16 protein-coding genes are annotated in these 21,785 nt (G+C 65.3%); 6 read left to right on the top strand and 10 right to left on the bottom strand.

Going from position 1 to position 21,785, the window contains the following annotated elements:
* Nucleotides 1–2: 2 nt before the first annotated feature.
* From fdhF to V7E26_RS10700, 3 genes are read left to right on the top strand one after another with little or no spacing between them, the layout of a single operon-like run.
* A complete protein-coding gene (fdhF, locus tag V7E26_RS10690) occupies nucleotides 3–2,876 on the top strand; it encodes a formate dehydrogenase subunit alpha (protein WP_324415536.1) in 2,874 nt (957 codons plus the stop codon).
* A 2-nt stretch (nucleotides 2,877–2,878) separates the two neighbouring features.
* Nucleotides 2,879–3,715: a formate dehydrogenase accessory sulfurtransferase FdhD gene (gene fdhD, locus V7E26_RS10695; protein WP_324415538.1), complete on the top strand. Its 837-nt coding sequence runs from the start codon at nucleotides 2,879–2,881 to the stop codon at nucleotides 3,713–3,715.
* Entirely contained in the window at nucleotides 3,705–3,920 is a 216-nt protein-coding gene (locus tag V7E26_RS10700) for a formate dehydrogenase subunit delta (RefSeq protein ID WP_324415539.1), read from the top strand. Before fdhD ends, V7E26_RS10700 begins: the two co-directional genes overlap by 11 nt.
* A 294-nt stretch (nucleotides 3,921–4,214) precedes the next feature.
* Here V7E26_RS10700 and V7E26_RS10705 read toward each other — a convergent pair whose 3' ends face one another.
* Nucleotides 4,215–4,379, bottom strand: a complete 165-nt coding sequence (locus V7E26_RS10705; RefSeq protein WP_324415541.1) for a hypothetical protein — start codon at nucleotides 4,377–4,379, stop codon at nucleotides 4,215–4,217.
* A 127-nt stretch (nucleotides 4,380–4,506) separates the two neighbouring features.
* Here V7E26_RS10705 and V7E26_RS10710 point away from each other — a divergent pair, with 127 nt between their 5' ends.
* From V7E26_RS10710 to V7E26_RS10720, 3 genes are read left to right on the top strand one after another with little or no spacing between them, the layout of a single operon-like run.
* The gene (locus V7E26_RS10710) at nucleotides 4,507–6,171 is read left to right on the top strand and encodes an efflux RND transporter periplasmic adaptor subunit (RefSeq protein ID WP_324415543.1); all 1,665 of its coding nucleotides are present in this window, start codon (nucleotides 4,507–4,509) and stop codon (nucleotides 6,169–6,171) included.
* A 12-nt stretch (nucleotides 6,172–6,183) separates the two neighbouring features.
* Nucleotides 6,184–9,312: an efflux RND transporter permease subunit gene (locus V7E26_RS10715; RefSeq protein ID WP_324415545.1), complete on the top strand. Its 3,129-nt coding sequence runs from the start codon at nucleotides 6,184–6,186 to the stop codon at nucleotides 9,310–9,312.
* A 29-nt stretch (nucleotides 9,313–9,341) separates the two neighbouring features.
* Nucleotides 9,342–9,707, top strand: a complete 366-nt coding sequence (locus tag V7E26_RS10720) for a hypothetical protein (RefSeq protein WP_324415547.1) — start codon at nucleotides 9,342–9,344, stop codon at nucleotides 9,705–9,707.
* Between the two features lie 31 nt (nucleotides 9,708–9,738).
* On the opposite strand, the gene V7E26_RS10725 is transcribed toward V7E26_RS10720, so the two are convergent.
* From V7E26_RS10725 to ccmE, 9 genes are all read right to left on the bottom strand, one after another.
* Complete coding sequence (locus V7E26_RS10725) at nucleotides 9,739–12,678, bottom strand: bifunctional [glutamine synthetase] adenylyltransferase/[glutamine synthetase]-adenylyl-L-tyrosine phosphorylase (protein WP_324415549.1); 2,940 nt, start codon at nucleotides 12,676–12,678, stop codon at nucleotides 9,739–9,741.
* Nucleotides 12,675–14,141, bottom strand: coding sequence for a sensor histidine kinase (locus tag V7E26_RS10730; protein ID WP_324415551.1), 1,467 nt, complete (start codon nucleotides 14,139–14,141; stop codon nucleotides 12,675–12,677). The genes V7E26_RS10725 and V7E26_RS10730 overlap by 4 nt, the downstream gene beginning before the upstream one ends.
* Nucleotides 14,125–14,805, bottom strand: a complete 681-nt coding sequence (locus V7E26_RS10735; protein ID WP_300948019.1) for a response regulator transcription factor — start codon at nucleotides 14,803–14,805, stop codon at nucleotides 14,125–14,127. Before V7E26_RS10735 ends, V7E26_RS10730 begins: the two co-directional genes overlap by 17 nt.
* Before the next feature lie 281 nt (nucleotides 14,806–15,086).
* Nucleotides 15,087–16,679: a Do family serine endopeptidase gene (locus tag V7E26_RS10740; protein WP_324415553.1), complete on the bottom strand. Its 1,593-nt coding sequence runs from the start codon at nucleotides 16,677–16,679 to the stop codon at nucleotides 15,087–15,089.
* 401 nt (nucleotides 16,680–17,080) lie between these two features.
* Nucleotides 17,081–17,842, bottom strand: coding sequence for an outer membrane protein (locus V7E26_RS10745; protein WP_324415555.1), 762 nt, complete (start codon nucleotides 17,840–17,842; stop codon nucleotides 17,081–17,083).
* Between the two features lie 336 nt (nucleotides 17,843–18,178).
* A complete protein-coding gene (locus V7E26_RS10750) occupies nucleotides 18,179–18,700 on the bottom strand; it encodes a DUF1993 domain-containing protein (protein WP_324415556.1) in 522 nt (173 codons plus the stop codon).
* Nucleotides 18,701–18,774: 74 nt separating this feature from the next.
* Nucleotides 18,775–19,272 carry a cytochrome c-type biogenesis protein gene (locus tag V7E26_RS10755; protein ID WP_324415557.1) on the bottom strand — a complete coding sequence of 166 codons (498 nt, stop codon included), beginning with the start codon at nucleotides 19,270–19,272 and terminating at the stop codon, nucleotides 18,775–18,777.
* Between the two features lie 4 nt (nucleotides 19,273–19,276).
* Complete coding sequence (locus V7E26_RS10760) at nucleotides 19,277–21,259, bottom strand: heme lyase CcmF/NrfE family subunit (RefSeq protein WP_324415559.1); 1,983 nt, start codon at nucleotides 21,257–21,259, stop codon at nucleotides 19,277–19,279.
* Nucleotides 21,256–21,753 carry a cytochrome c maturation protein CcmE gene (gene ccmE / locus V7E26_RS10765; protein ID WP_324415561.1) on the bottom strand — a complete coding sequence of 166 codons (498 nt, stop codon included), beginning with the start codon at nucleotides 21,751–21,753 and terminating at the stop codon, nucleotides 21,256–21,258. The genes V7E26_RS10760 and ccmE overlap by 4 nt, the downstream gene beginning before the upstream one ends.
* Between the last annotated feature and the right edge of the window lie 32 nt (nucleotides 21,754–21,785).

Raw genomic sequence — 21,785 nt, forward strand, 5'->3', positions numbered from 1 at the left:
CAATGTCCTTGATCGAGGAAATCGACTTCGGCACGCCCCGTTCGAAATCCGAGGCGATGGTGACGCTCACCATCGACGGGCAAAGCGTCACGGTGCCCGAGGGCACCTCGATCATGCGCGCGGCGATGGAAGCCGGCACGCAGATCCCCAAACTCTGCGCCACCGACATGGTGGATGCCTTCGGTTCCTGCCGGCTCTGCCTGATCGAGATCGAGGGGCGCGCCGGCACGCCGGCGTCCTGCACCACGCCGGCCGTGAACGGCCTCGTCGTGCACACCCAGACCGAACGGCTGAAGAAGCTGCGCAAGGGCGTGATGGAGCTCTACATCTCCGACCATCCGCTGGACTGCCTGACCTGCGCCGCCAACGACGATTGCGAATTGCAGGACATGGCCGGCGCGGTCGGCCTGCGTGACGTCCGCTACGGCTATGAGGGCGAGAACCACGTGTTCGCCAAGTCCCACGGCTGCGACAACGACAACTGGATGCCGAAGGACGAGTCCAATCCGTACTTCACCTACGACCCTTCGAAATGCATCGTCTGCTCGCGCTGCGTCCGCGCCTGCGAGGAAGTGCAAGGCACCTTTGCGCTGACGATTTCGGGGCGCGGTTTCGACAGCCGGGTGTCGCCGGGCATGAGCGAAAGCTTCCTCGGCTCCGAATGCGTGTCCTGCGGCGCCTGCGTGCAGGCCTGCCCGACCGCGACGCTGACGGAAAAGTCCGTGATCGAGATCGGCCAGCCCGAACATTCGGTGGTCACGACCTGCGCCTATTGCGGCGTCGGCTGCGCCTTCAAGGTCGAGATGCGCGGCGAGGAAGTCGTGCGCATGATGCCGTACAAGGACGGCAAGGCCAATCGCGGCCATTCCTGCGTCAAGGGCCGCTTCGCCTGGGGCTACACCACCCACAAGGACCGCATCCTGAAGCCGATGATCCGCGAACGGATCGAGGATCCCTGGCGCGAAGTGTCGTGGGACGAAGCGTTGAACTTCGCCGCCGCCAAGTTCAAGGGCATCCAGCAAAAATACGGCCGCGACGCGGTCGGCGGCATCACCTCGTCCCGCTGCACCAATGAAGAAACCTATCTGGTGCAGAAGCTGATCCGCGCCGGCTTCGGCAACAACAATGTCGACACCTGCGCCCGCGTCTGTCACTCGCCGACCGGTTACGGCCTGTCGCAGACCTTCGGCACCTCGGCCGGCACCCAGGACTTCGACTCGGTCGAGGATTGCGACGTCGCGATGATCATCGGCGCCAACCCGGCCTCCGCGCATCCGGTATTCGCCTCCCGCCTGAAGAAGCGGCTGCGCCAGGGCGCCAAGCTGATCGTCATCGATCCGCGCCGCACCGAAATGGTGGAATCGGCGCATGTGAAGGCGCTGCATCTGCCGCTGATGCCCGGCACCAACGTCGCCGTGCTTACCGCGCTGGCGCACGTCATCGTCACCGAGGGACTCGTCAACGAGGCCTTCGTGCGCGAACGCTGTGACTGGAGCGAGTTCGAGGACTGGGCCGCCTTCGTGGCGCTGCCGAAGAACAGCCCCGAAGCAACCGCGATCATGACCGGCGTCGATCCCAAGGCTTTGCGCGAAGCCGCGCGGCTCTATGCGACCGGCGGCAACGGCGCCATCTATTACGGTCTCGGCGTCACCGAGCACAGCCAGGGCTCGACCACGGTGATTGCGATCGCCAACCTCGCGATGGTGACCGGCAATATCGGCCGGCCCGGCGTCGGCGTGAACCCGCTGCGCGGCCAGAATAACGTTCAGGGCTCCTGCGACATGGGCTCGTTCCCGCATGAGCTGCCCGGCTATCGGCATATTGCGATCGACGCGGTGCGCGAGCAATTCGAGGCGGCGTGGAAGGTCAAGCTCAATCCCGAGCCGGGCCTGCGCATTCCCAACATGTTCGACTCCGCCATCGAGGGCACCTTCATGGGCCTCTATGTGCAGGGCGAGGACATTCTGCAGTCCGACCCCAACACCACCCACGTGGTGGCGGCGCTGTCGGCGATGGAGTGTGTCATCGTTCATGATCTCTTCCTGAACGAGACCGCCAACTACGCCCACGTCTTCCTGCCCGGCTCGACCTTCCTCGAAAAGGACGGGACTTTCATCAACGCGGAGCGACGCATCCAGCGCGTGCGCAAAGTCATGACGCCGCGCAACGGCTATGCGGATTGGGAAGTCACCCTCCTGCTTGCCAAGGCGATGGGCTTCGAGATGCGCTACAACCACCCGTCCGAGATCATGGACGAGATCGCAGCGCTGACGCCGACCTTTGCCGGCGTCTCCTATGCCAAGCTCGAGGAATTGGGCTCGGTGCAGTGGCCCTGCAACGACAAGGCGCCGGAAGGCACGCCCGTGATGCACATCGGCAGCTTCGTGCGCGGCAAGGGCAAGTTCATCGTCACCGAATATATCGCAACCGACGAGCGCACCGGACCGCGCTATCCGTTGCTGCTGACGACGGGCCGCATCCTGAGCCAGTACAATGTCGGCGCGCAGACCCGCCGCACCGAGAACGTGGTCTGGCACAGCGAGGACCTGCTCGAAATCCATCCGCACGACGCCGAACAGCGCGGCATCCGCGACGGCGACTGGGTGCGGTTGAAGAGCCGCGCCGGCGAGACCACGCTGCGCGCCGACATCACCGACCGCGTCGCGCCCGGTGTCGTCTACACCACGTTCCATCACCCGGACACGCAGGCCAACGTCATCACCACGGATTTCTCCGACTGGGCCACCAACTGCCCGGAATACAAGGTCACGGCGGTGCAGATTTCGCCGTCCAATGGTCCAAGCGATTGGCAGAAGGCCTATGACGAGCAGGCGCGTCATTCGCGGCGCATTGCGCCGGCGGAAGCTGCGGAGTGATCATGCAGGGTCCGGTCCATAGCGCCGAGCGGCGGATCTGGCGCGACGGCCAGTCCGGCGGCGGCGCACGGCTGATCCCGGAGGAGACCGCGATCGCGCTGACCTATAATGGCGGCACCTATGCCGTCATGATGGGCACCCCAGGGGACTTGCGGGATTTCGCGATTGGCTTCAGCCTCAGCGAAGGCATCGTGCAGTCACCGGACGAAATCGAGACGCTCGACGTCGTCGAACTCGCCGACGGCATCGAGCTCAGGATGTGGCTGAAATCTTCCCACGCCGAACTGGTCAATGAGCGGCGGCGGCATATCGCGGGTCCCACCGGTTGCGGCATTTGCGGAGTCGAGTCGATTGCGGAAGCCGTCCGCCCCGCTGCGATCGTGCCGGAGGGACGCAGCTTCGCGCCGTCGGAGATAATGGCCGCGATGGCTGATATCACCGTGCTGCAGCAGATCAACATCCAGACCCGTGCGGTGCACGCCGCGGCGTTCTGGACGCCGGCACAAGGCATCGTGGCATTGCGTGAGGATGTCGGCCGCCACAATGCGCTCGACAAGCTCGCGGGCGCGCTGGTGCAGGAGACTGTCCCGGCCAGCGAGGGCATCGTGCTGCTGACCAGCCGCGTCTCGGTCGAGATGGTGCAGAAGACCGCCGCGATCGGCGCGCCGCTGATGGTAGCGGTGTCGGCGCCGACCGCGCTTGCGGTGCGGACCGCGGATGCCGCCGGCATCACGCTGGCCGCCATCGCCCGGTCAGACGGGTTCGAAATCTTCACGCATCCGGGTCGGATCGTGCTCACACGAGATACTGGCGTTGCGGAGGCTACCCATGTCGCCTGATCGGTTGATTTACATGGCCAATCAAATCGGAACATTTTTTCAGAGCCAGGGCCATGACCGGGCCGTGCCGGGCATTGCCGAGCACATCAGGAAATTCTGGGATCCGCGGATGCGGAAGGCGATCTTCGCCCATCTGGACAGTGGCGGTGCGGGGCTCGACCCGCTTGTCCTCGACGCGCTTCAAACGCTTAAGAAGGCGGCTTAACTCGCAGGTGCTATCGTAGGATGCCGGTACCGCCGTGTTCCGGCCTTGAATTCCCTGTTGCCTGCCGATATCTAGAGTGCAACTGTGCTGCAACCGGGCGATCATGCTGAAGCAACGAATGATGTGCGTGTTGGGAGCGGCGATCGTCCTGATCGTGCTTTCGTTCGCGCCGTCTGTTGCGCTGGCTCATGCCAGCCATCCGCATCATGCCGCCGCCCATGTCCACAGCGGCCATGGTCGTGCCGCCCTTGATCAATCCGAACGGCCCACGACACAAGCCGTGTTGCGGCAGGCTCAGCGCGGCCAGACCGAGACGCCCGCCTCCTCGGAGCGGAATTGTGTCGGCGCCTGCTGCACATCCGTCTGCGCCTCCTGCTGTGCCGCCGGTTTGCCGAGTTTCGTGCAACTTGCCCCACTGCCGCGCGCGGCAATGCGGATTGCCTTTGTCCCGTCGGACATCAGGCCGGATCGCGCGCCCGAGTCCCTCAGGCGCCCTCCAAAATACTTCAGCTGAACACAATCGATCAGTGAATTCGCGCGGCCTCCGGCCCGTGACTGACGGTCATTCGGACTGAAGGATTTTGCTATGTTCTCCCAATTCGGGCGCGCCCTGCGCGCTGTCGCTGTAATCGCAGCCCTGTGCGCTGCGGTCGCTCCCGTTTCCGCCCATGAGGGTCATGATCACGGCGAGCAGGAACAGCCTGCCTTTTCAGCGGGCGCATTGCCGCGTGGCGAGGCTGATTCCAATGCGTTCGAGATCGTCGCCGTCGCCCGCGGCGACCAACTGGAGATCCATGTCGACCGATTCGCCACGAACGAGCCGGTGGCCGGCGCGCTCCTTGAAGTTGAGACGCCCACGGGCACCGCGAAAGCGACCCAGAACGCCGACGGCACATACCGGCTGGCGGCGCCATGGCTGGCAAGGAACGGCCGTGCCGATCTCATTTTCACCGTTACAGCCGATGGCGCGACCGACATCCTGCCGATGACGATTCACGCAGCCCGCGAGCCGGCACAAAGTGCCGGAAAAGGCGACGCAGCACATGGCGAAAGCATCGCCAGCACTTCGGTCCTTCCCGCTCTCGGCGGCCTGCTGGCGGGCACGCTGTTGACCGCCATCGCGCTGCGCAGGCGACGAACGGCGGCCATCGTCGCCATCCTTGCTGCGCTTGTCGGCATCCGCGAGACCAGGGCGCATGAGGGCCACGGTCACGAGGAAGAAAAGGCGCAAGTCGCGATCAACGTCGTTTCGGGGGAACGCGCCCAACGCCTGCCTGACGGCGCGGTATTCGTGCCCAAGACGGTGCAGCGGATATTTGCGCTGCGAACGCTGGTCGCCGAACAGGCAAGACACAGGAAGGTCAGCGAACTGCCGGGCCGGATCATTCCCGATCCGAACGCCAGCGGCTATGTGCAATCCGCCGTGGGCGGGCGGCTTTCCGCGCCGCCGGACGGATTTCCCCGCCTCGGTACACGGGTGAAGCAAGGCGACATTCTCGGCTACGTCACCCCGCCGATCCAGGCGATCGACGTATCCGACATGCGGCAGCGCCAGGGCGAACTCGATCAGCAGATCTCGATCGTGGAACGCCGCTTCGCGCGCTACGAGCAACTCGCGCCGTCGGGCGCGATATCGCGGACCCAACTCGAGGATACACGGCTGGAACTGGAGGGGCTTCGCGACCGGCGCGCCTCGATCGACAAATCGCGCCGCGAGCCCGAAGCGCTGATCGCCCCGGTCGCGGGCATCATCGCCGAAGGCAGCGCGGTCGCCGGCCAGATCGTGCAGCCGAGCACTGTCGTCTTCAACATCATCGATCCCGCCCGGCTGTGGGTCGAAGCGCTCAGCTTCGAAAGCCTCGAGCCGTCGCAAGGCGCGCACGCGTCGACATATACGGGGAGAACCTACGACCTGACCTATCGCGGCACCGGCTTCGCCGACCGCAGCCAGTCGGTGCCGGTGCATTTCGCCGTAACGGGCGACACCGCGGGCCTCAGGGCGGGCCAGTTCCTGACCGTGCTTGTTGCCACCGACGAAACCAAGGAAGGGCTCGCCGTGCCGCGCAGCAGCGTCGTGCGCGGATCGAACGGCCAGGACTTCGTCTACGAGCACGTCTCCCCTGAACGATTCGTGCCAAGGAGCGTGCGCACCGAGCCGCTCGACGGCGATCGGGTGCTGATCGTATCCGGCATCGCCTCCGGCAAGCGGGTGGTGTCGCAAGGCGCCGATCTGCTCGAGCACGTGCGCTAAGGGAACGGCTTCATGTTCACATTCCTGGTCAGCGCCTCCCTCCGCAACCGCCTGCTTGTGCTGGCGATGGCGGCCGTCCTCGTCCTGCTCGGCGCCTATACCGCGCGCCAGTTGCCGGTCGACGTATTCCCTGACCTCAATCGTCCGACCGTCACGATCATGACGGAATCGGAAGGCTACGCCCCGCCCGAGGTCGAGCAGCTCGTCAGCTTCCCGATCGAAACCCAGATGAATGGCGTGCCGGGCGTCAGCCGCGTGCGGTCGGTCTCCGGCATCGGGCTTTCGATCGTCTATGTCGAGTTCGACTGGGGCACCGATATCTACCGCAATCGCCAGTTGGTGGCGGAGCGCCTGGCCCAGGTACAGAGCCAGTTGCCCCTCAACGTCACCCCGCAGATCGGCCCGATCAGCTCGATCATGGGCCAGATCCTGCTGGTCGCGGTGACGTCGCAGACCGCTTCTCCAATGGAGGTGCGCGAGATCGCGGATTTCACGATACGGCCGCGGCTGCTCGCCATCCCCGGCGTCGCGCAGGTGATCCCGATCGGCGGCGAGGTCCGCCAGTACCGGATCGCGCCGCTGCCGTCGGCGTTGCGCGCGCTCGGCGTGAGCTATGAGCAGGTCGAACTGGCGCTCCGGCAGTTCGGCACCAATACCGGCGGCGGCTTCACCGACCAGAACGCCCGCGAATATCTGATCCGCAACATCGGGCGCACCACGAGCCTGGAAGACCTCCGCAACATCGTCGTCACCACCATCGAGGGACGCCCTATCCTGCTGCGGCAGGTGGCGAGCGTCGACTTCGCGCCCAAGGTCAAGCGCGGCGACGCCGGCTATATGAGCAGGCCCGCCGTCATCGTCTCGGTCGAGAAGCAGCCGAACGTCGATACCGTGCGGCTGACGCAGCAGATCACGCAGGCGCTGGCCGAGCTGGAGCCCACCCTGCCCTCCGGCGTGAAGGCCAATGAGATCATCTTCAGGCAGGCGGACTTCATCGAAAACTCGATCCAGAACCTCGAACGTGTCTTGCTCGAAGCGGCGCTCGTCGTGGCCGCCATCCTGTTCGCGTTCCTCCTCAACTGGCGCAGCACCGCGATCTCGCTGACGGCGATCCCGGTATCGATCCTGGCCACGGCGATCATCTTCAAGCTGCTCGGCCTGTCGATCAACACGATGACGCTCGGAGGACTTGCGATCGCGATCGGCGAACTGGTCGACGACGCCGTTGTCGATGTCGAGAACATCTTCCGCCGGCTCCGCGAGAACAGGGAGCAAGGCAATCCACGCTCGACCTTCGACGTCGTGGTTTCGGCATCCAACGAAGTGCGATCGGGCATCGTCTACGCCACGATGATCATCGTCCTCGTGTTCGTGCCGCTGTTTGCGCTCTCGGGCATCGAGGGACGGCTGTTCGCACCGCTCGGCCACGCCTACATCATCTCGATCCTCGCGAGCCTCCTGGTTTCGATCACGCTGACGCCGGTGCTGGCCTACTACCTGCTGCCGGGAATGAAGCGGCTTGCGGAACGGGAGAGCTGGCTGGTTCGCAGGCTGAAGGCCACCAATCATGCGGCGCTCCGGCTTGCTTTCGCCCACAGGGGATTGCTGCTTGGCGTGACGGCGCTCGCCGTGCTGGGCGCCGGCGCCGGCGTATTCGCCTTGAAGCGCGCGTTCCTGCCGGCCTTCAACGAAGGCACCTTCACGATCAATATCGCGTTCGCCCCGGGCGTTTCGCTTTCGGAATCCTCAAGGGTCGGCTCGATCGCGGAGCGCCTGCTGCTCGATGTGCCTGAGGTCATCAGCGTCGGTCGGCGAACGGGACGCGCGGAGCTGGACGAACACGCCGAAGGCGTCCATTCCTCCGACCTCGAGGTCGACCTCAAGCCCTCGCGGCGACCAAAGCCCGAGATCGTCGCCGACATCCGGGCCCGGCTTTCGGTGCTGCCGCTCTCGATCAATGTCGGGCAGCCGATCTCGCACCGGCTCGATCACCTGCTCTCCGGCGTCCGTGCCGAACTCGCCCTCAAACTGTTCGGCGACGATCTCGACACGCTGCGAAACAGCGCGGAAGAACTGCGTACGCGGCTTGCGAAGATCGACGGCATCCAGGACCTCCAGGTCGAAAAGCAGGTGCGCATTCCGCAACTCGAAGTCCGCGTCGACTATACGCGGGCCGCCCTGTATGGCGTGCAACCCGGCGCCGTCACGGAACAACTGTCGCGGCTGTCCAGCGGACGCGTCATCTCGCGCGTGGTCGACGGCTACAAGCGCTACGATGTGGTGATGAGACTGCCCGAGCGCCTGCGCACGACGGAAAAGCTCGGCGAACTCCTGATCAAGACGCCCTCGGGCTGGATACCGGCACGCCAGATTGCGGATGTGAAGGAGACCGACGGGCCGAACCAGATCCTGCGGGAGAACGGCCGCAGACGCATCGTCGTGCTCGCGAACTCCGACGGCAAGACCGACATGGCGGAGATCGTGCGCCGCATTCGCGCGGAGTTGCAGGCGACAAACCTGCCACAGGGCGTCACCTCGAGCCTCGAGGGCACGTTCCAGGCGCAGGAAGACGCCAGCCGCAGGATAGCCATCCTGTCAGCGCTTTCGCTCGCGCTGATCTTTGCGATCCTCTACAGCCGCTACCGCTCCACCGTGCTGGCCCTGATCATCATGGGCGGGGTGCCGCTCGCGCTGGTCGGCTCGGTCGCGGCGCTTTCGCTGACCGATCAGCCGCTGTCCGTCGCCAGCATGGTCGGCTTCATCACGCTCACGGGCATCGCCACACGCAACGGGATTCTCAAGATCAGCCACTACATCAACCTTGCCTTGCAGGAAGGACTAGCATTCGGACCGGAGCTCGTGATCCGGGGAAGCCTGGAGCGCATGACGCCCGTGCTGATGACCGCGCTTTCGGCGGGCCTTGCGCTGATCCCGCTGCTTGTCGGGGCAGACGAGCCGGGCAAGGAAATCCTGCATCCCGTCGCGGTGACGATCTTCGGCGGGCTTGTCAGCGCGACCTTGCTCGATGCCCTGATTACGCCGGTGCTGTTCCTGATGTTCGGCAAAAAGTCGCTGATGCGGCTGATGCAACGCCAATCCGACGAATCGGTCGGGAACCGCGCCGCTTCGCATTCGTACTGATCGCTCACGTCTTGAAAGGAGATCGAGCCATGAAGTCTGGATATCTCACCCTCGGCGCCGTGCTGCTGGCTGCGATGCCGGCCCACGCACACGGCTCGAAAAGTTCACATGGAGGACGCGTCGTCGATGCCGGCGCGTACCATGCCGAACTCGTCGTGAAAGAAACGACGATCGAGGTCTTTCTCACCAGCGAAGACGACAAGGCGATCGACCCGAAGGGGTTCAAGGGCGTTGCCATCCTGAACGCGGGAGGAAAGGCGGAGCGGATAGCGCTCACGCCGTCGGAGAAGAACGTGTTGAGCGGGACAGCGGCAACGGCCCTGCCCGCCCAGCCCAAGGGAGCGGTTCAGTTCACCGCCCCCGACGGCAAGACCGCGACCGCGCGATTTGACTGAGCCTATCGCACAATGTTGGGCGGGCCGATTTCTAATCCCCGCCCACCAGTGTCCGGAACACCCGCCTCACCTCGCCCTCGGTCTCGCGCACGCGCGCTTCCAGCGTCGAGAAATCAGGCGTGTCTCCGGCACGCGCCATCACGCGCAAGAGGTTCTCGCCTGCGGTGGCCGGATTGAATTTTCCGGTGACGCAGAGCCTCAGGATCTGCGTGAGATCGTGATAAAGGCGCGCCGCCTGCCGCAAGATCTCGGCATCGGACAGCGGCAGCACGCCGAGGCGCGCCGCGTTGTCGAGCACCTGCAGCGTCGAGACGCTGAGGATGTCGGGCCTCTCGGCGGCATGGGCGAGCTGCAGATACTGCGCGATGAAATCGATGTCGACGAGGCCCCCGGCGGCGAGCTTGAGGTCCCAGATATCGTCCTCGCCCTTTTCCTGCGCAATGGCCCGGCGCATGTCGGCGACGTCGCCGGCCGTGGACGTCGCATCGCGCGGCCGCGTCAGCACGCCGCGGATGATATTCTCGATCCTCTCGCGAAACGCCGGCGATGCCGAAATCACCCGCGCCCGCGTCAGCGCCATGTGCTCCCAGGTCCATGCCTCGCGCTCCTGGTAGTCGGCGAAGGAATCGATCCGGGAGGCCAGTGGGCCGGCGCGCCCCGAGGGGCGCAGCCGCATGTCGACGTCATAGAGCACGCCGTAATTGGTCCGTGTCGTGAACGCCGAGATCAGGCGCTGGGTCAGCCGCGCAAAATATTGCGCGCCATGCAGCGATCGCTCGCCGTCGGAGTCGGGACTCTCCGAGTCGAAATCATAGAGCAGGATCAGATCGAGGTCGGAGGACGCCGTCATCTCGCGGCTGCCGAGCCGGCCCATCGCGACGATCGCGGTCTCCTGCCCCTTGATGCGGCCGTACTGGCTGGCGAACTGATCGGTGACGAGGCCGTGGACCGTGTGCACGATGCCCTCGGCGACGTCGGCAAAGGCGACGCTGGCATGTTGCGCAGAGACGGTGCCGGAGAGGATGCGCGTGCCGATCAGGAACAGGCTCTCCTGTCCGAACAGACGCAGGCGATCGAGAAAGTCCTCATAGGAGCCTGCATCCTGCAGCGTCGTCGCCAGCCGCTCCGACAATTCCTTCTGGTCCGGCATCGCGCCGAAGAAGCGCGGGTCGATCAGGCCGTCCATGATCTGCGGCTGGCGCGCCAGCATGTCGCCGAGCCGCGGCGCCGCGCCGAGGATCAGCGCCACCAGCGCAACCAGATCGCGGTTCTGCCGGAGCAGCGAGATCAGCCGGCCGCCGCGCTGCAGCGCGCCGAGGAAGCGGTCGAACGAGATCACGGCGTCGTCAGGGTCCTCGGCATGCGCGAGCCCGTCGATCAGGCCGGGCATGAATTCGATGAAGGCCACCTTGGTCGCCTCGTTGCGGAGCGCGCGATAATTGCTGCCTTCCATCCAGAGCTGCAGCGTGCCGGCGACCGCGACCGGCTTCTTGAAGCCGAGCGTCGTCAGGTGATCCACCAGGCGCGCATCCTCCGGACCCGCGGCGTAATTGAGCTGCGGCAATTTCACCGTGCCGGCCGGATCGCCTTCGAACAGCTTGCCGTAATGGCCCTGCACGATGTTGAGATGTCCAAGCAGGTCCTTCGCAAAGGCCGCGCGGCTCTCGTAGCCGAAGAAGTGCGCAAACCGCTCCACCGCCTCGACATCGTCAGGCAGGGCGTGGGTCTGCTCGTCCGCGATCATCTGCAGCCGGTGCTCGACGCAGCGCAGAAACTCGTAGGCCGTCGTCAGCTCTTCACAGGCCTGCAAGGTGATCCAGTTGCTGGTGGCCAGCACCTGCAACGCGTGCAGCGTCGGGCGCACCCGCAAATCCGGATGCCGGCCGCCGGCAATGAGCTGCTGGGTCTGCGCGAAAAACTCGATCTCGCGGATGCCGCCGCGCCCGACCTTGACGTTGTGGCCTTCGACCGAGATATCGCTCTGGCCGCGATAGGTCTGCATCTGCCGCTTCATGTCGTGGACGTCGGAGAGCGCGGCAAAATCCAGGTGCTTGCGCCAGACGAACGGCGATAGTTCCGCCAGCAACGCTTCGCCCGCCCTGGTGTCGCCGGCACAGACGCGCGCCTTGATCATCGCGGCACGCTCCCAGGTCCGCCCTTCCCGCTCGTAGTAATGCAGCGCCGCCTCGGTCGAGATCGCCACCTGCGTCGAGGCGGGATCGGGCCGCAGGCGGAGGTCGACGCGGAATACGTAGCCCTCGCCGGAGCGTTGCTGCAGCATGCGGGCCATGCCCTGCGTCACGCGCACGAAGAACGGCGCCGGCTCGATGTCCGGCGCCAGCGAGGTCGCGGCAGGGTCGAAGAACACGATCAGGTCGATGTCGCTGGAATAGTTCAGCTCACCCGCGCCCATCTTGCCCATCGCGAGCACGATCAGGCCGGAGCCCTCCTCCGGACGGTCGTGACTGGCGGCGTTCATGCGGCCGCGCGCGATCTCCTGGCGCAGCAGGAAACGCAGCGCGGTCTGCACCGAGACGTTCGCCAGCTCGGTCAATGCCGCCGTCACCCGCATCACCGGCCAGACCTCGCCGATGTCGCACAGCGCGATCAGCAGCGCAGCCTCCGATTTCATGCGGCGAAGCAGGTGCATGACGTCGGCTTCGGTCGCGGCGGCGAGCACGTCCCCCGACGTCTTCTCGATCAGCGCGGCGAGATGCTGTTCCGGATCGCAGGCCAGCAGGCGGGCCAGCCGTGCAGGGTCGGCGCGGATCAGGTCGAACAGATAGGGCGAGAACTCGGCAATGCCGCGCAGGATGTCCCCGGCAAAGGGATGGTCGAGCCACGCGCGGATATCGGCCGATCGCGCCGGCTCGAGCTCGGCGAGCCAGGCTCCCAGGCGTTGTTCGGCGTTGCTATTGGCCGTGATATGCGGCCCGCTGACGAACCGCGCGGCCAATGCGGAGGAATTCATGCCACCTTCTGTGGCACATCCGGCGTTTGCGCTGCAAGCCTGTCAGCCGCGGCAGATAGTGCCGGAATGACCAGCGTCGCGGTCAGGCCGGGATGGGAATCGCCGAGCCTCAGCTCCCCGCCATGCAGGGTAGCCACCGCGGCTGCGAGGCTCAATCCCAGACCGGAACCCGGTAGTGTCCGGCTCGCCTCCAGCCGCACGAACCGCTCCACCGCGTGCTTGCGGTCGCCCTCGGGAATGCCGGGGCCGTGGTCGGTGACGCTGAGCAGCACGCGGTCGCCCTCGCGCCGGGCTTCGATCAGGATCTCGCGGGTGCGCGACGCGGCGGCAGGATCAAGCGGCTGCACCACGGCCGAGGGCTTGCCGTATTTGATGGCGTTCTCGACCAGATTGGCGAGCGCCTGGCTGATCAGCTCGCGATTGCCGTGCAGCCGCGCGGCCTCGGTCCGGACGCGCAAGGTCATGCCGTCGTCCTCGGCCAGCGGCTCGTACAATTCGTGGATGCCCCGGGCGACGTCGGCCGCATCGAAATCATCCATGTTGCCGCGCGCCTGCCCGGATTCGGCACGCGCGATCATCAGGAGCGCATTGAAGGTGCGGATCAGGCCGTCGGACTCCTCGATGGTCCGCTCCAGCGCCGCGCGGTATTCCGCCTCGCTGCCGGAACGCGCCAATGCCTCCTCGGCGCGGTTGCGCAGGCGCGTCAGCGGCGTCTTCAGATCATGGGCGATGTTGTCGGAGACTTCCTTCAGCCCCGTCATCAACGCCTCGATGCGCTCCAGCATGGCGTTGAGGTTTTCCGCGAGACGGTCGAGCTCGTCGCCGGAGCGCCCGACCGGCAGGCGCCCGGAGAGGTCGCCAGCCATGATGCGCCGCGTTGTGCCGGTCATGGCGTCGATCCGCCGCAGCACTCGCCGCGCCACGAAGATACCGCCGCCGATGCCGAGCACGATGACGACGAGCAGCGACCATTGCGCGGCTTTGGCGACGATGCCGAAAATACGCCGCCGCTCCTCCAGGTCGCGGCCGACCAGGAGGCGGAAACCGTTGGTGAGTTCGGTGACGTGCACCAGCGCGCGGTGATGCGCGCTGTCCTGCTCGTCGAGCCGGCGATACGCGGTTTCCGACCATCCGGTCGAGGCCATCACGCCCGGCGCCAGCGCATCGACGTTGCCGCGGATCGCTTTTCCCTCAGGCGTGGTGACGAGATAGAGATTGGCGCCCGGCCGCAGCGCCCGGTTCTCAATCGTGAGGACGAGTATGCGCAAGCCGCGGCGCGTGTAAATGTCGACGAGCTCGCCGGTTTCGGCGTTCACCGTGGCGGTGATCTGCTCGTTGATCAGCCGCCGCGTATTCCAGGCGAAATAGCCGAGCAGCGACGCCGCAAACAGCGCGAACAAAAACAGATAGACCAGCGTCAGCCGGAACGCCGTGGTGCGGATCAGCTTACCGAAGGCCGTCACGGATCATGTATCCGGCGCCGCGGATCGTGTGCAGCAAGGGGCGTTCAAAGCCCTTGTCGATCTTGGAGCGCAGGCGCGAAATGTGCACGTCGATGACATTGGTCTGCGGATCGAAATGATAGTCCCAGACGTTTTCCAGAAGCATGGTGCGGGTCACCACCTGGCCGGCATGCTTCATCAGATATTCGAGCAGGCGAAACTCGCGCGGCTGCAGCGTGAGTTCGTCCTTGCCGCGGGCGACGCGATGCGAGAGACGGTCGAGTTCGAGATCGCCGACGCGATAGGTGGTCTCTTCCGCCGGGCCGACATTGCGGCGCGACAGCACTTCGACGCGCGCCTGCAGCTCGGCGAATGAATAGGGCTTTGGCAGATAGTCGTCGCCGCCGGCGCGCAGGCCCTTGATGCGGTCGTCGACCTGGCCGAGCGCGGAGAGGATCAGCACCGGCGTGCGGTTGCCCTTGTCGCGCAGCGCGCCGATCACGGACAGGCCGTCGCGCTTGGGCAGCATGCGGTCCACCACGAGCACGTCGTAGTCGCCGCCGTCGGCCATCGACAAGCCTTCCTCGCCATCGCTGGCGAGATCGGCGACATGGCCGACTTCACGGAACGCCTTGACCAGATAGTCGGCGGACTCGCGGTCGTCTTCGATGATCAGGAGACGCATATTCGAGGCGGTTGCGGTCACGGGATTTGCTCTCTCTCACCATGGCGCGACCGCCCTGCACATGCAAGGCGGCCGGCCGTATTCTCGATCAAGTGAAAAGAAGAAACAGGCGGGCGGTGAAGCTGGGGGACCTCACCGCCCTTAGCCGCTTTCGACGGAGGGGGGCGTATTCCGCAGGAAAGCAGCCTGAGGGAGCGAGTTTTGCACCCGCTCCCCGGAAGGAGCCGTCGGCGGGGGCGACGAATGCCGGCGAAACCCTCCATCTCGTATCTAGTCCTCGTTTAGCCCTTCGCCAGCGGCACTGCGACGAATCGCGACGAACCGCCGCTCTTCACGCGCATGAGAACGCTGTTCTTGTTGTCGGTACGCGCGGCGTCGATCGCCTCACGCACTTCGCCCGCGGTCGCGACGCTCTTGCCGGCGACTTCGAGAATGACGTCGCCTTCCTTGAAGCCGCGGTCGGCCGCCGCACTCTTCGGGTCGACCTCGGTCACCACGACGCCTTCCCTGCCCGCGCCGGCCACGCTGTTGGCCGGGGCCACCGTCAGGCCGAGCTTCGGCACGCCGGTTCCCTTGCTGGCACCGCCCTTGTCGTCCTTGTCGGTGTCAGCCTTGGCCTCGATCGTGTTCGGCAACTGGCCGAGCGTGAGGTTGAAGACCTTGTCCTGCCCCTTGTGCAGCACGTTGAGCTTCACCGCAGCGCCGGGCGCAAGGCCGCCGATAGTACGGGCAAGTTCCTTGGCGTCCTTGACCGGTTCGCCGTTGACGCCGGTGATGACGTCACCCGACTGGATGCCGGCCTTGGCCGCCGGACCATTCGACTGCGGTTCCGCCACCAGCGCGCCTTCCGCCTTCTTCATGCCGAGGCTGTCGGCAATGTCAGACGTCACCGGCTGGATCTGGACACCGATCCAGCCACGGCTGACGGTGCCCTTGTCCTTGAGCTGGGCGATCACGTTCTTGACGGTCGAAGCCGGGATCGAGAACGCGATGCCGACGCTGCCGCCGGACGGCGAGTAGATCGCGGTGTTGACGCCCATCACCTCACCCGACATGTCGAACGCCGGACCGCCGGAGTTGCCCTTGTTCACGGGCGCGTCGATCTGGATGAAGTCGTCATACGGACCGTTGCCGATGTCGCGGCCGGAAGCCGAGACGATGCCGGCGGTCACGGTGCCGCCGAGGCCGAACGGATTGCCGACCGCGAGCACCCAGTCGCCGATGCGCGGCTTGGCGTCGGACAGCTTGGCGAACGGGAAATCCTTGCGTCCCTCGACCTTGATCAGCGCGAGATCGGTGCGCGGATCGGTGCCGATCACCTTCGCGGTGAAGGTCTTGCCGTCGTCCATGGTGACTTCGACCTTGTCGGCGCTGTCGACCACGTGGTTGTTGGTCACGGCATAGCCGTCGGCCGAGATGAAGAAGCCGGAACCCTGACCCGTCACCGGGCCACGGCCGCCACGCGGACCGCCGCGCAGGCCGGGCGGCAAGCCATCCGGACCGCCGAAGCGGCGGAAGAAGCGCTCCATCGGCGAACCCGGCTGGAACGGCGAGTCGTCGTCCTTGTTGGCGCTGTCGTCCTTGCTGCCCTTGTCGGCAATGTTGATCTTGACCGAGATCACCGACGGCTTCACGCGCTCGACAATGTCGGCGAAGCCGATCGGACGTTCGACCTTGCGGACCTCGGTGTTGACCTGGGCATGCGCCGGGGTGAAGACATCGATCGGGCCCTGCTGCGGGCCAAAGCCATAGACGGCGGCGCCGAGACCGGCGACGACAGACGCCATCAGCGCGAACTTGCGCGCGGAGAACAGCGAACGGCGCGGTGCGCCGCGGGACGATAGCGAGGAAAGATCGACGGGACGTTCGGTCATGTTCTTGATTTCTCCAGAGCCTGAATTCTTCATTGTTTTGGGGTGCGGGGGCTGGGCAGTTAACAGGACCTGAACATGGTGGTTGCCGCCTTACCGCGCGCTGGCGAGGGAGTTAAACTTTTGTAATGCGACAGCTTGTGGGTGCGGCAGAATAGCACAGGCAATCAATGGCTTCCGAAGCCCGCCGCGCCCGCGGCGCGCCACACGTTCAAGCGCATTGCTGACGAGATTGGGATGCCGGAGAAAATGAACGACGCCATAACAGGGCGCACGCAAGCTGCCGAGGGCCGGAAATACGGCGCGCCCGCCGTGGAGGCTTGCGTGTTATTTGGCGGGCTTCCCGGCAAATAAATGGGCCGGCATTGCTGCCGGCCCGTGGAGATGAGGAAAACAGGCTGGGTTCAGTAGGTCCCGGGTGCGCCCCAGTTGAAGCGGTAGTTCACTCCCGCCTTGACCAGATCGATTGTGCTGGAGGAACTTACAACGTTCGTGGTGCCTCGGCTGGTAAAGACCGTGACGTCCGTGGACCCAAAGTCGATATGGTTGTATTCGATCTTGGTAGACCAATTGGGAGCGAAGCCCCATTCGACACCGGCGCCGACAACCCACCCGCTGCGATTGGTGCTGGAGGACGTCGTTTGAAAGAATGTCCCGTTTGCGAGGAAACCATCGCCGTCTGAACTGCCGCGACCCCAGGCGCCGCCGCCCTTGACGAAGAAGAGCCAATTGTTTGCCGCATAACCCAAACGGCCGGTGAAGAGCCCCAACTCCTTCGTGTGGGCTGTCGTGTTGGAAACGAACCCGTTCACGCCGACCGTTCTCGCGGAGCCGTTTATATCGGCCCAGGAATATTCGCCTTCGACGCCGAGAACAAAGTTCGGGCTGACCTGCCAATTGAAGCCGCCCTGCACGCCTCCCAGGAAGCCGTCCAGATTGTTCTTGGCGAAGGCGGTGCCGGTCGGAAAAGCGGCGCTGCCGGGAGCAAGCTGTATTGATTCGACTTCGGTCCAGCCCCAGCCGACATGTCCACCGATATAGAAGCCGGTCCAGTTGTAAACAGCTACCGGCGCGACCATGGGCGGCGCCTTCATCGGAAGATCGGCCGCAAAGGCAGGAGCCGAGACGAGAGCCAGTGCGGTTCCCAGCAGAAGCAATTTCCTCATGATACAATCCCCAAAATACCTGCGGCTTTGTTTAGAGCCGCTCCAATGTCTATATCCGGGGAACACGGAACTTGCTGTACCCTACACGCAACAGTTACAGGAATTCGGATTCCTGCAACCGTTCGTTGGTGCAGAAGCCGGCGCTTGGGCGCGTTGGGGCAGACTCCGTGGGCTGCGAGCCCCGTTTAGTGCTGGCCGAAAAGCGGCATCCGGAGAGCGGAAATGCCCTCCTCCCGCGTCCAGGAAAAGCATGGCCGGCAGCCCGCCGCAGGGGGCCGACCAAAGCGAGGCCCACGGGCACGGCCATGCGCCTCTTCGCTACGTCTTCGAAGCCTCTCAGCTCTTCATCTTCATCCGGCCCATGAAATCCCGCTTGCCAAGCGGCACGCCGTTGGTGCGCAGGATGTCGTAGGCGGTGGTGGCGTGGAAGTAGAAGTTCGGCAGCGAGAACGACATCAGGAAGCCCTCCGCCGTGAATGGCAGCTTGTGCTCGCCGAGATGGAAGACGACGTCGCGACCGCCGAGCGCGTTGACGGCTTCGGGCGTCCACGCCGACAACGCTTCGCGCGTCTGCGCGATCAGCCCCTGCAATCCCGCGTAGTCATAGGGCGTCTTGAACGAGGGTGGCCGGAATTCGCCGCTCTGCACACCCTCGATGGCGCCGCGGGAATGCTGGGCAACGGAGATGATCTGGAAACGCAGCGGCAGCATGTCGGCTGCGAGACGGGTCTCGACCATCGTTTCCGGATCGATGTTGTTGTCCTGGAAATGCTTGAGACCGCGCTCGAGAAAGCCGCCGACGGCGCCCAGCGTCTGCAGGTAGTTCGCCACGGTGGCGTCGTAGAGTGTGAGAGCCATGTCCGGTTTCCTCCTGCCCTGGTTATTTTGACAGGAAAATTAGCGAAAACCGGCCACCGTGCAATGGCGCCGGTTCAAGCCTTTTTCTCGGCCGCATCGGCCGCGAGCAGGCGCTCCAGCCTCTCCTTTTCCTCGTCCGTCAGGTCGCGCAGCGACGGATCGGCCGCGCCGCCCGCGTTCGGACGGCGGCGGCTGTAGAACCAGAGCGCCAGTCCGCCGCCGGCCAGAGCGAGCGGCGGCAGCAGCCACAGCAGCAGCGTGTGGGGCGAGAAGCGCGGCTTGAGCAGCACGAACTCGCCGTAACGCGCGACCAGGAAATCGATCACCTGCCGGTCGCTGTCGCCGCCCGCGATCCGCTCGCGCACCAGAAGCCGCAGGTCGCGCGCCAGCGGCGCGTCGGAATCGTCGATCGACTGGTTCTGGCACACCATGCAGCGCAGCTCGCGCGACAGCTCGCGCGCGCGCGCCTCCTTCGCAGGGTCGGCCATGATCTCGTCGGGCTGCACGGCGTAGGCCGCCGGCCCCCCCGACAGCGCGGCCGCAACGAGCAGGCTGGCGAGCAGCTTCTTCAACTTCTCACTCCGCGGGCTGCAGCGCACGGGCCGCCCTTGCCGGCTTCGGCGCGCCGACGCGCAGGCGGCGGTCGGAGAGCGACAGGAGGCCGCCGAACGCCATGATGACGGGGCCCCACCAGATCAAGAGCACCAGCGGTTTGTGATAGATGCGCACGGCAATGGCGCCCTCGGCGTTGGTATCGCCCAGCGAAACATAGAGCTGGCTGGCGCCCCGCGTCAGCAGCGCGGCCTCGGTGGTCGAGGCGCCGCGGGTGGTGAAATTGCGCTTCGAGGGCGTCATCACCTGAACCGTCGCGCCGTCCCTGACCACGGTGAACTGCGCAATCATCTCGCGGAAATTGGGGCCCTGGCGCTGCGTGATGTCGCCGAGCTTCAACTGGTAGCCGGCGACGGTCGCAACGTCGTTCGGCTTCATCGTGCCGATATATTCGCTGTTCCAGGTGGTTTCGCAGACGATGCCGATCAGCGCTATGCCCAGGCCGGCATGCGCGAAGGCCGTGCCCCAGGTCGCGCGCGGCAATCCGCGGGCACGGGCCAGCGCGGTCGCGAAGGGCACGCGGAGCAGCCCGATGCGCTCGACCAGATCAGTGATCGCTCCAGCAACGACGAAAACCGCGAGTCCGATCGCAAGTGGTGCGAGCGTGGCGCCGCCATGAAGCCATGCCCACAGCACCGCCATGGCGATCAGCGCCGCGATGCCGGCCACCGTCAGCCGCTGCGCCGCGCCGAGGAGATCGCCGCGTTTCCATGCCAGCAGCGGACCGAACGGCACCGCGAGCAGGAGCGGCACGAACAGGGGGCCAAAGGTCAGGTTGAAGAACGGCGCGCCGACCGAAATCTTGTCGCCGGTCAACACCTCCAGCGCCAGCGGATACAGCGTCCCGATGAACACGGTGGCGCAGGCCGAGGTGAGAAAGAGATTGTTGAGCACCAGGGCGCCTTCGCGCGAGATCGGCGCAAACAGCCCGCCCTGCTTCAGCGTCGATGCGCGAAACGCGTAAAGCGACAGGCTACCGCCGATGAACAGGCACAGGATCAGCAGGATGAACACGCCCCGCGCCGGGTCGGTCGCGAACGCATGCACTGACGTCAACACGCCCGAGCGCACCAGGAAAGTGCCGAGCAGCGAGAGCGAGAAGGTCAGGATCGACAACAGGATGGTCCAGACCTTCAGCGCGTTGCGCTTTTCCATCACGACCGCGGAATGCAACAGCGCGGTGCCGGCGAGCCAGGGCATCAGCGAGGCGTTTTCCACGGGGTCCCAGAACCACCAGCCGCCCCAGCCGAGCTCGTAATAGGCCCAGTACGAGCCCATCGCGATGCCGAGCGTGAGGAATATCCACGCCACCAGCGTCCACGGCCGCACCCAGCGCGCCCAGGCGGCATCGATGCGGCCTTCGATCAGGGCTGCAACCGCGAAGGAGAACGAGATCGAGAAGCCGACATAGCCGAGATAAAGCATCGGCGGATGCACGGCGAGGCCGATGTCCTGCAGCACCGGATTGAGATCGCGGCCCTCGATCGGCGGGCTTGCGATGCGCAGGAACGGGTTCGAGGTGACGAGGATGAAGAGATAGAACGCCGCGGCGATCCAGCCCTGCACCGCCAGCACATGCGCGCGCAGCGACAGCGGCAGATTGTTGCCGAACGCGGCGACCAGGCCGCCGAACAGCGCCAGGATCAATACCCACAGCAGCATCGATCCCTCGTGATTGCCCCACACGCCGGTGATCTTGTAGAGCAGCGGCTTCATCGAGTGCGAATTCTCGAACACGTTGACGACGGAGAAATCCGACACGACGTGCAGCATCGTCAGCGCGGTGAACGAGGCGCCGACGAACAGCAATTGCGCGAGCGCCGTGGAGCGCGCAACATTCATCAATGCATGATCGCCCCAGCGCGCGCCCAGTATCGGCACGGTGGACTGGATCAGCGCCAGCGCGAGCGCCAGCACCAGCGCATAGTGCCCGGCTTCCGCGATCACTTCGACGCCCCTTGTGATGTTCCCTGCGCCTGCGCAGCCGGGGCGCCCGGCTTGGCGCCGTAATCGTCCTTCCAATGTCCCTGCTTCTTCAGGGCGTCGGCGACATCCTTGGGCATGTAGGTCTCGTCATGCTTGGCAAGCACCGTATCGGCCCTGAACACGCCGGAAGCATCCAGCGCGCCCTCGGCGACGACGCCCTGCCCTTCCCGGAACAGGTCCGGCAGAATTCCCTTGTAGGCGACCGGCAGCGTGGCGGCGCCGTCGGCGATGCTGAAATTGACCGCGAGATTGTCGCCCTTGACCAGCGATCCCGGCTGCACCAGGCCGCCGAGGCGGAACCGCTTGCCAGCGGGAATCTGCTTTTCGGCCGCCATGGTCGGCGTGGAAAAGAACACGATGGAATCGCGCATGGCGTTGAGCACCAGCCCCGCAGCAATCGTCAGCACCGCGAGCGAACCGCCGATCATGGTCAAACGCCGTTGCTTGCGCGTCATTCCTGTTCCCTGTCCTGCCTTGCGATGTTCCG

It is taken from the genome of Bradyrhizobium sp., from assembly GCF_036735945.1.
In the GTDB taxonomy this organism is placed as follows: Bacteria; Pseudomonadota; Alphaproteobacteria; order Rhizobiales; family Xanthobacteraceae; genus Bradyrhizobium.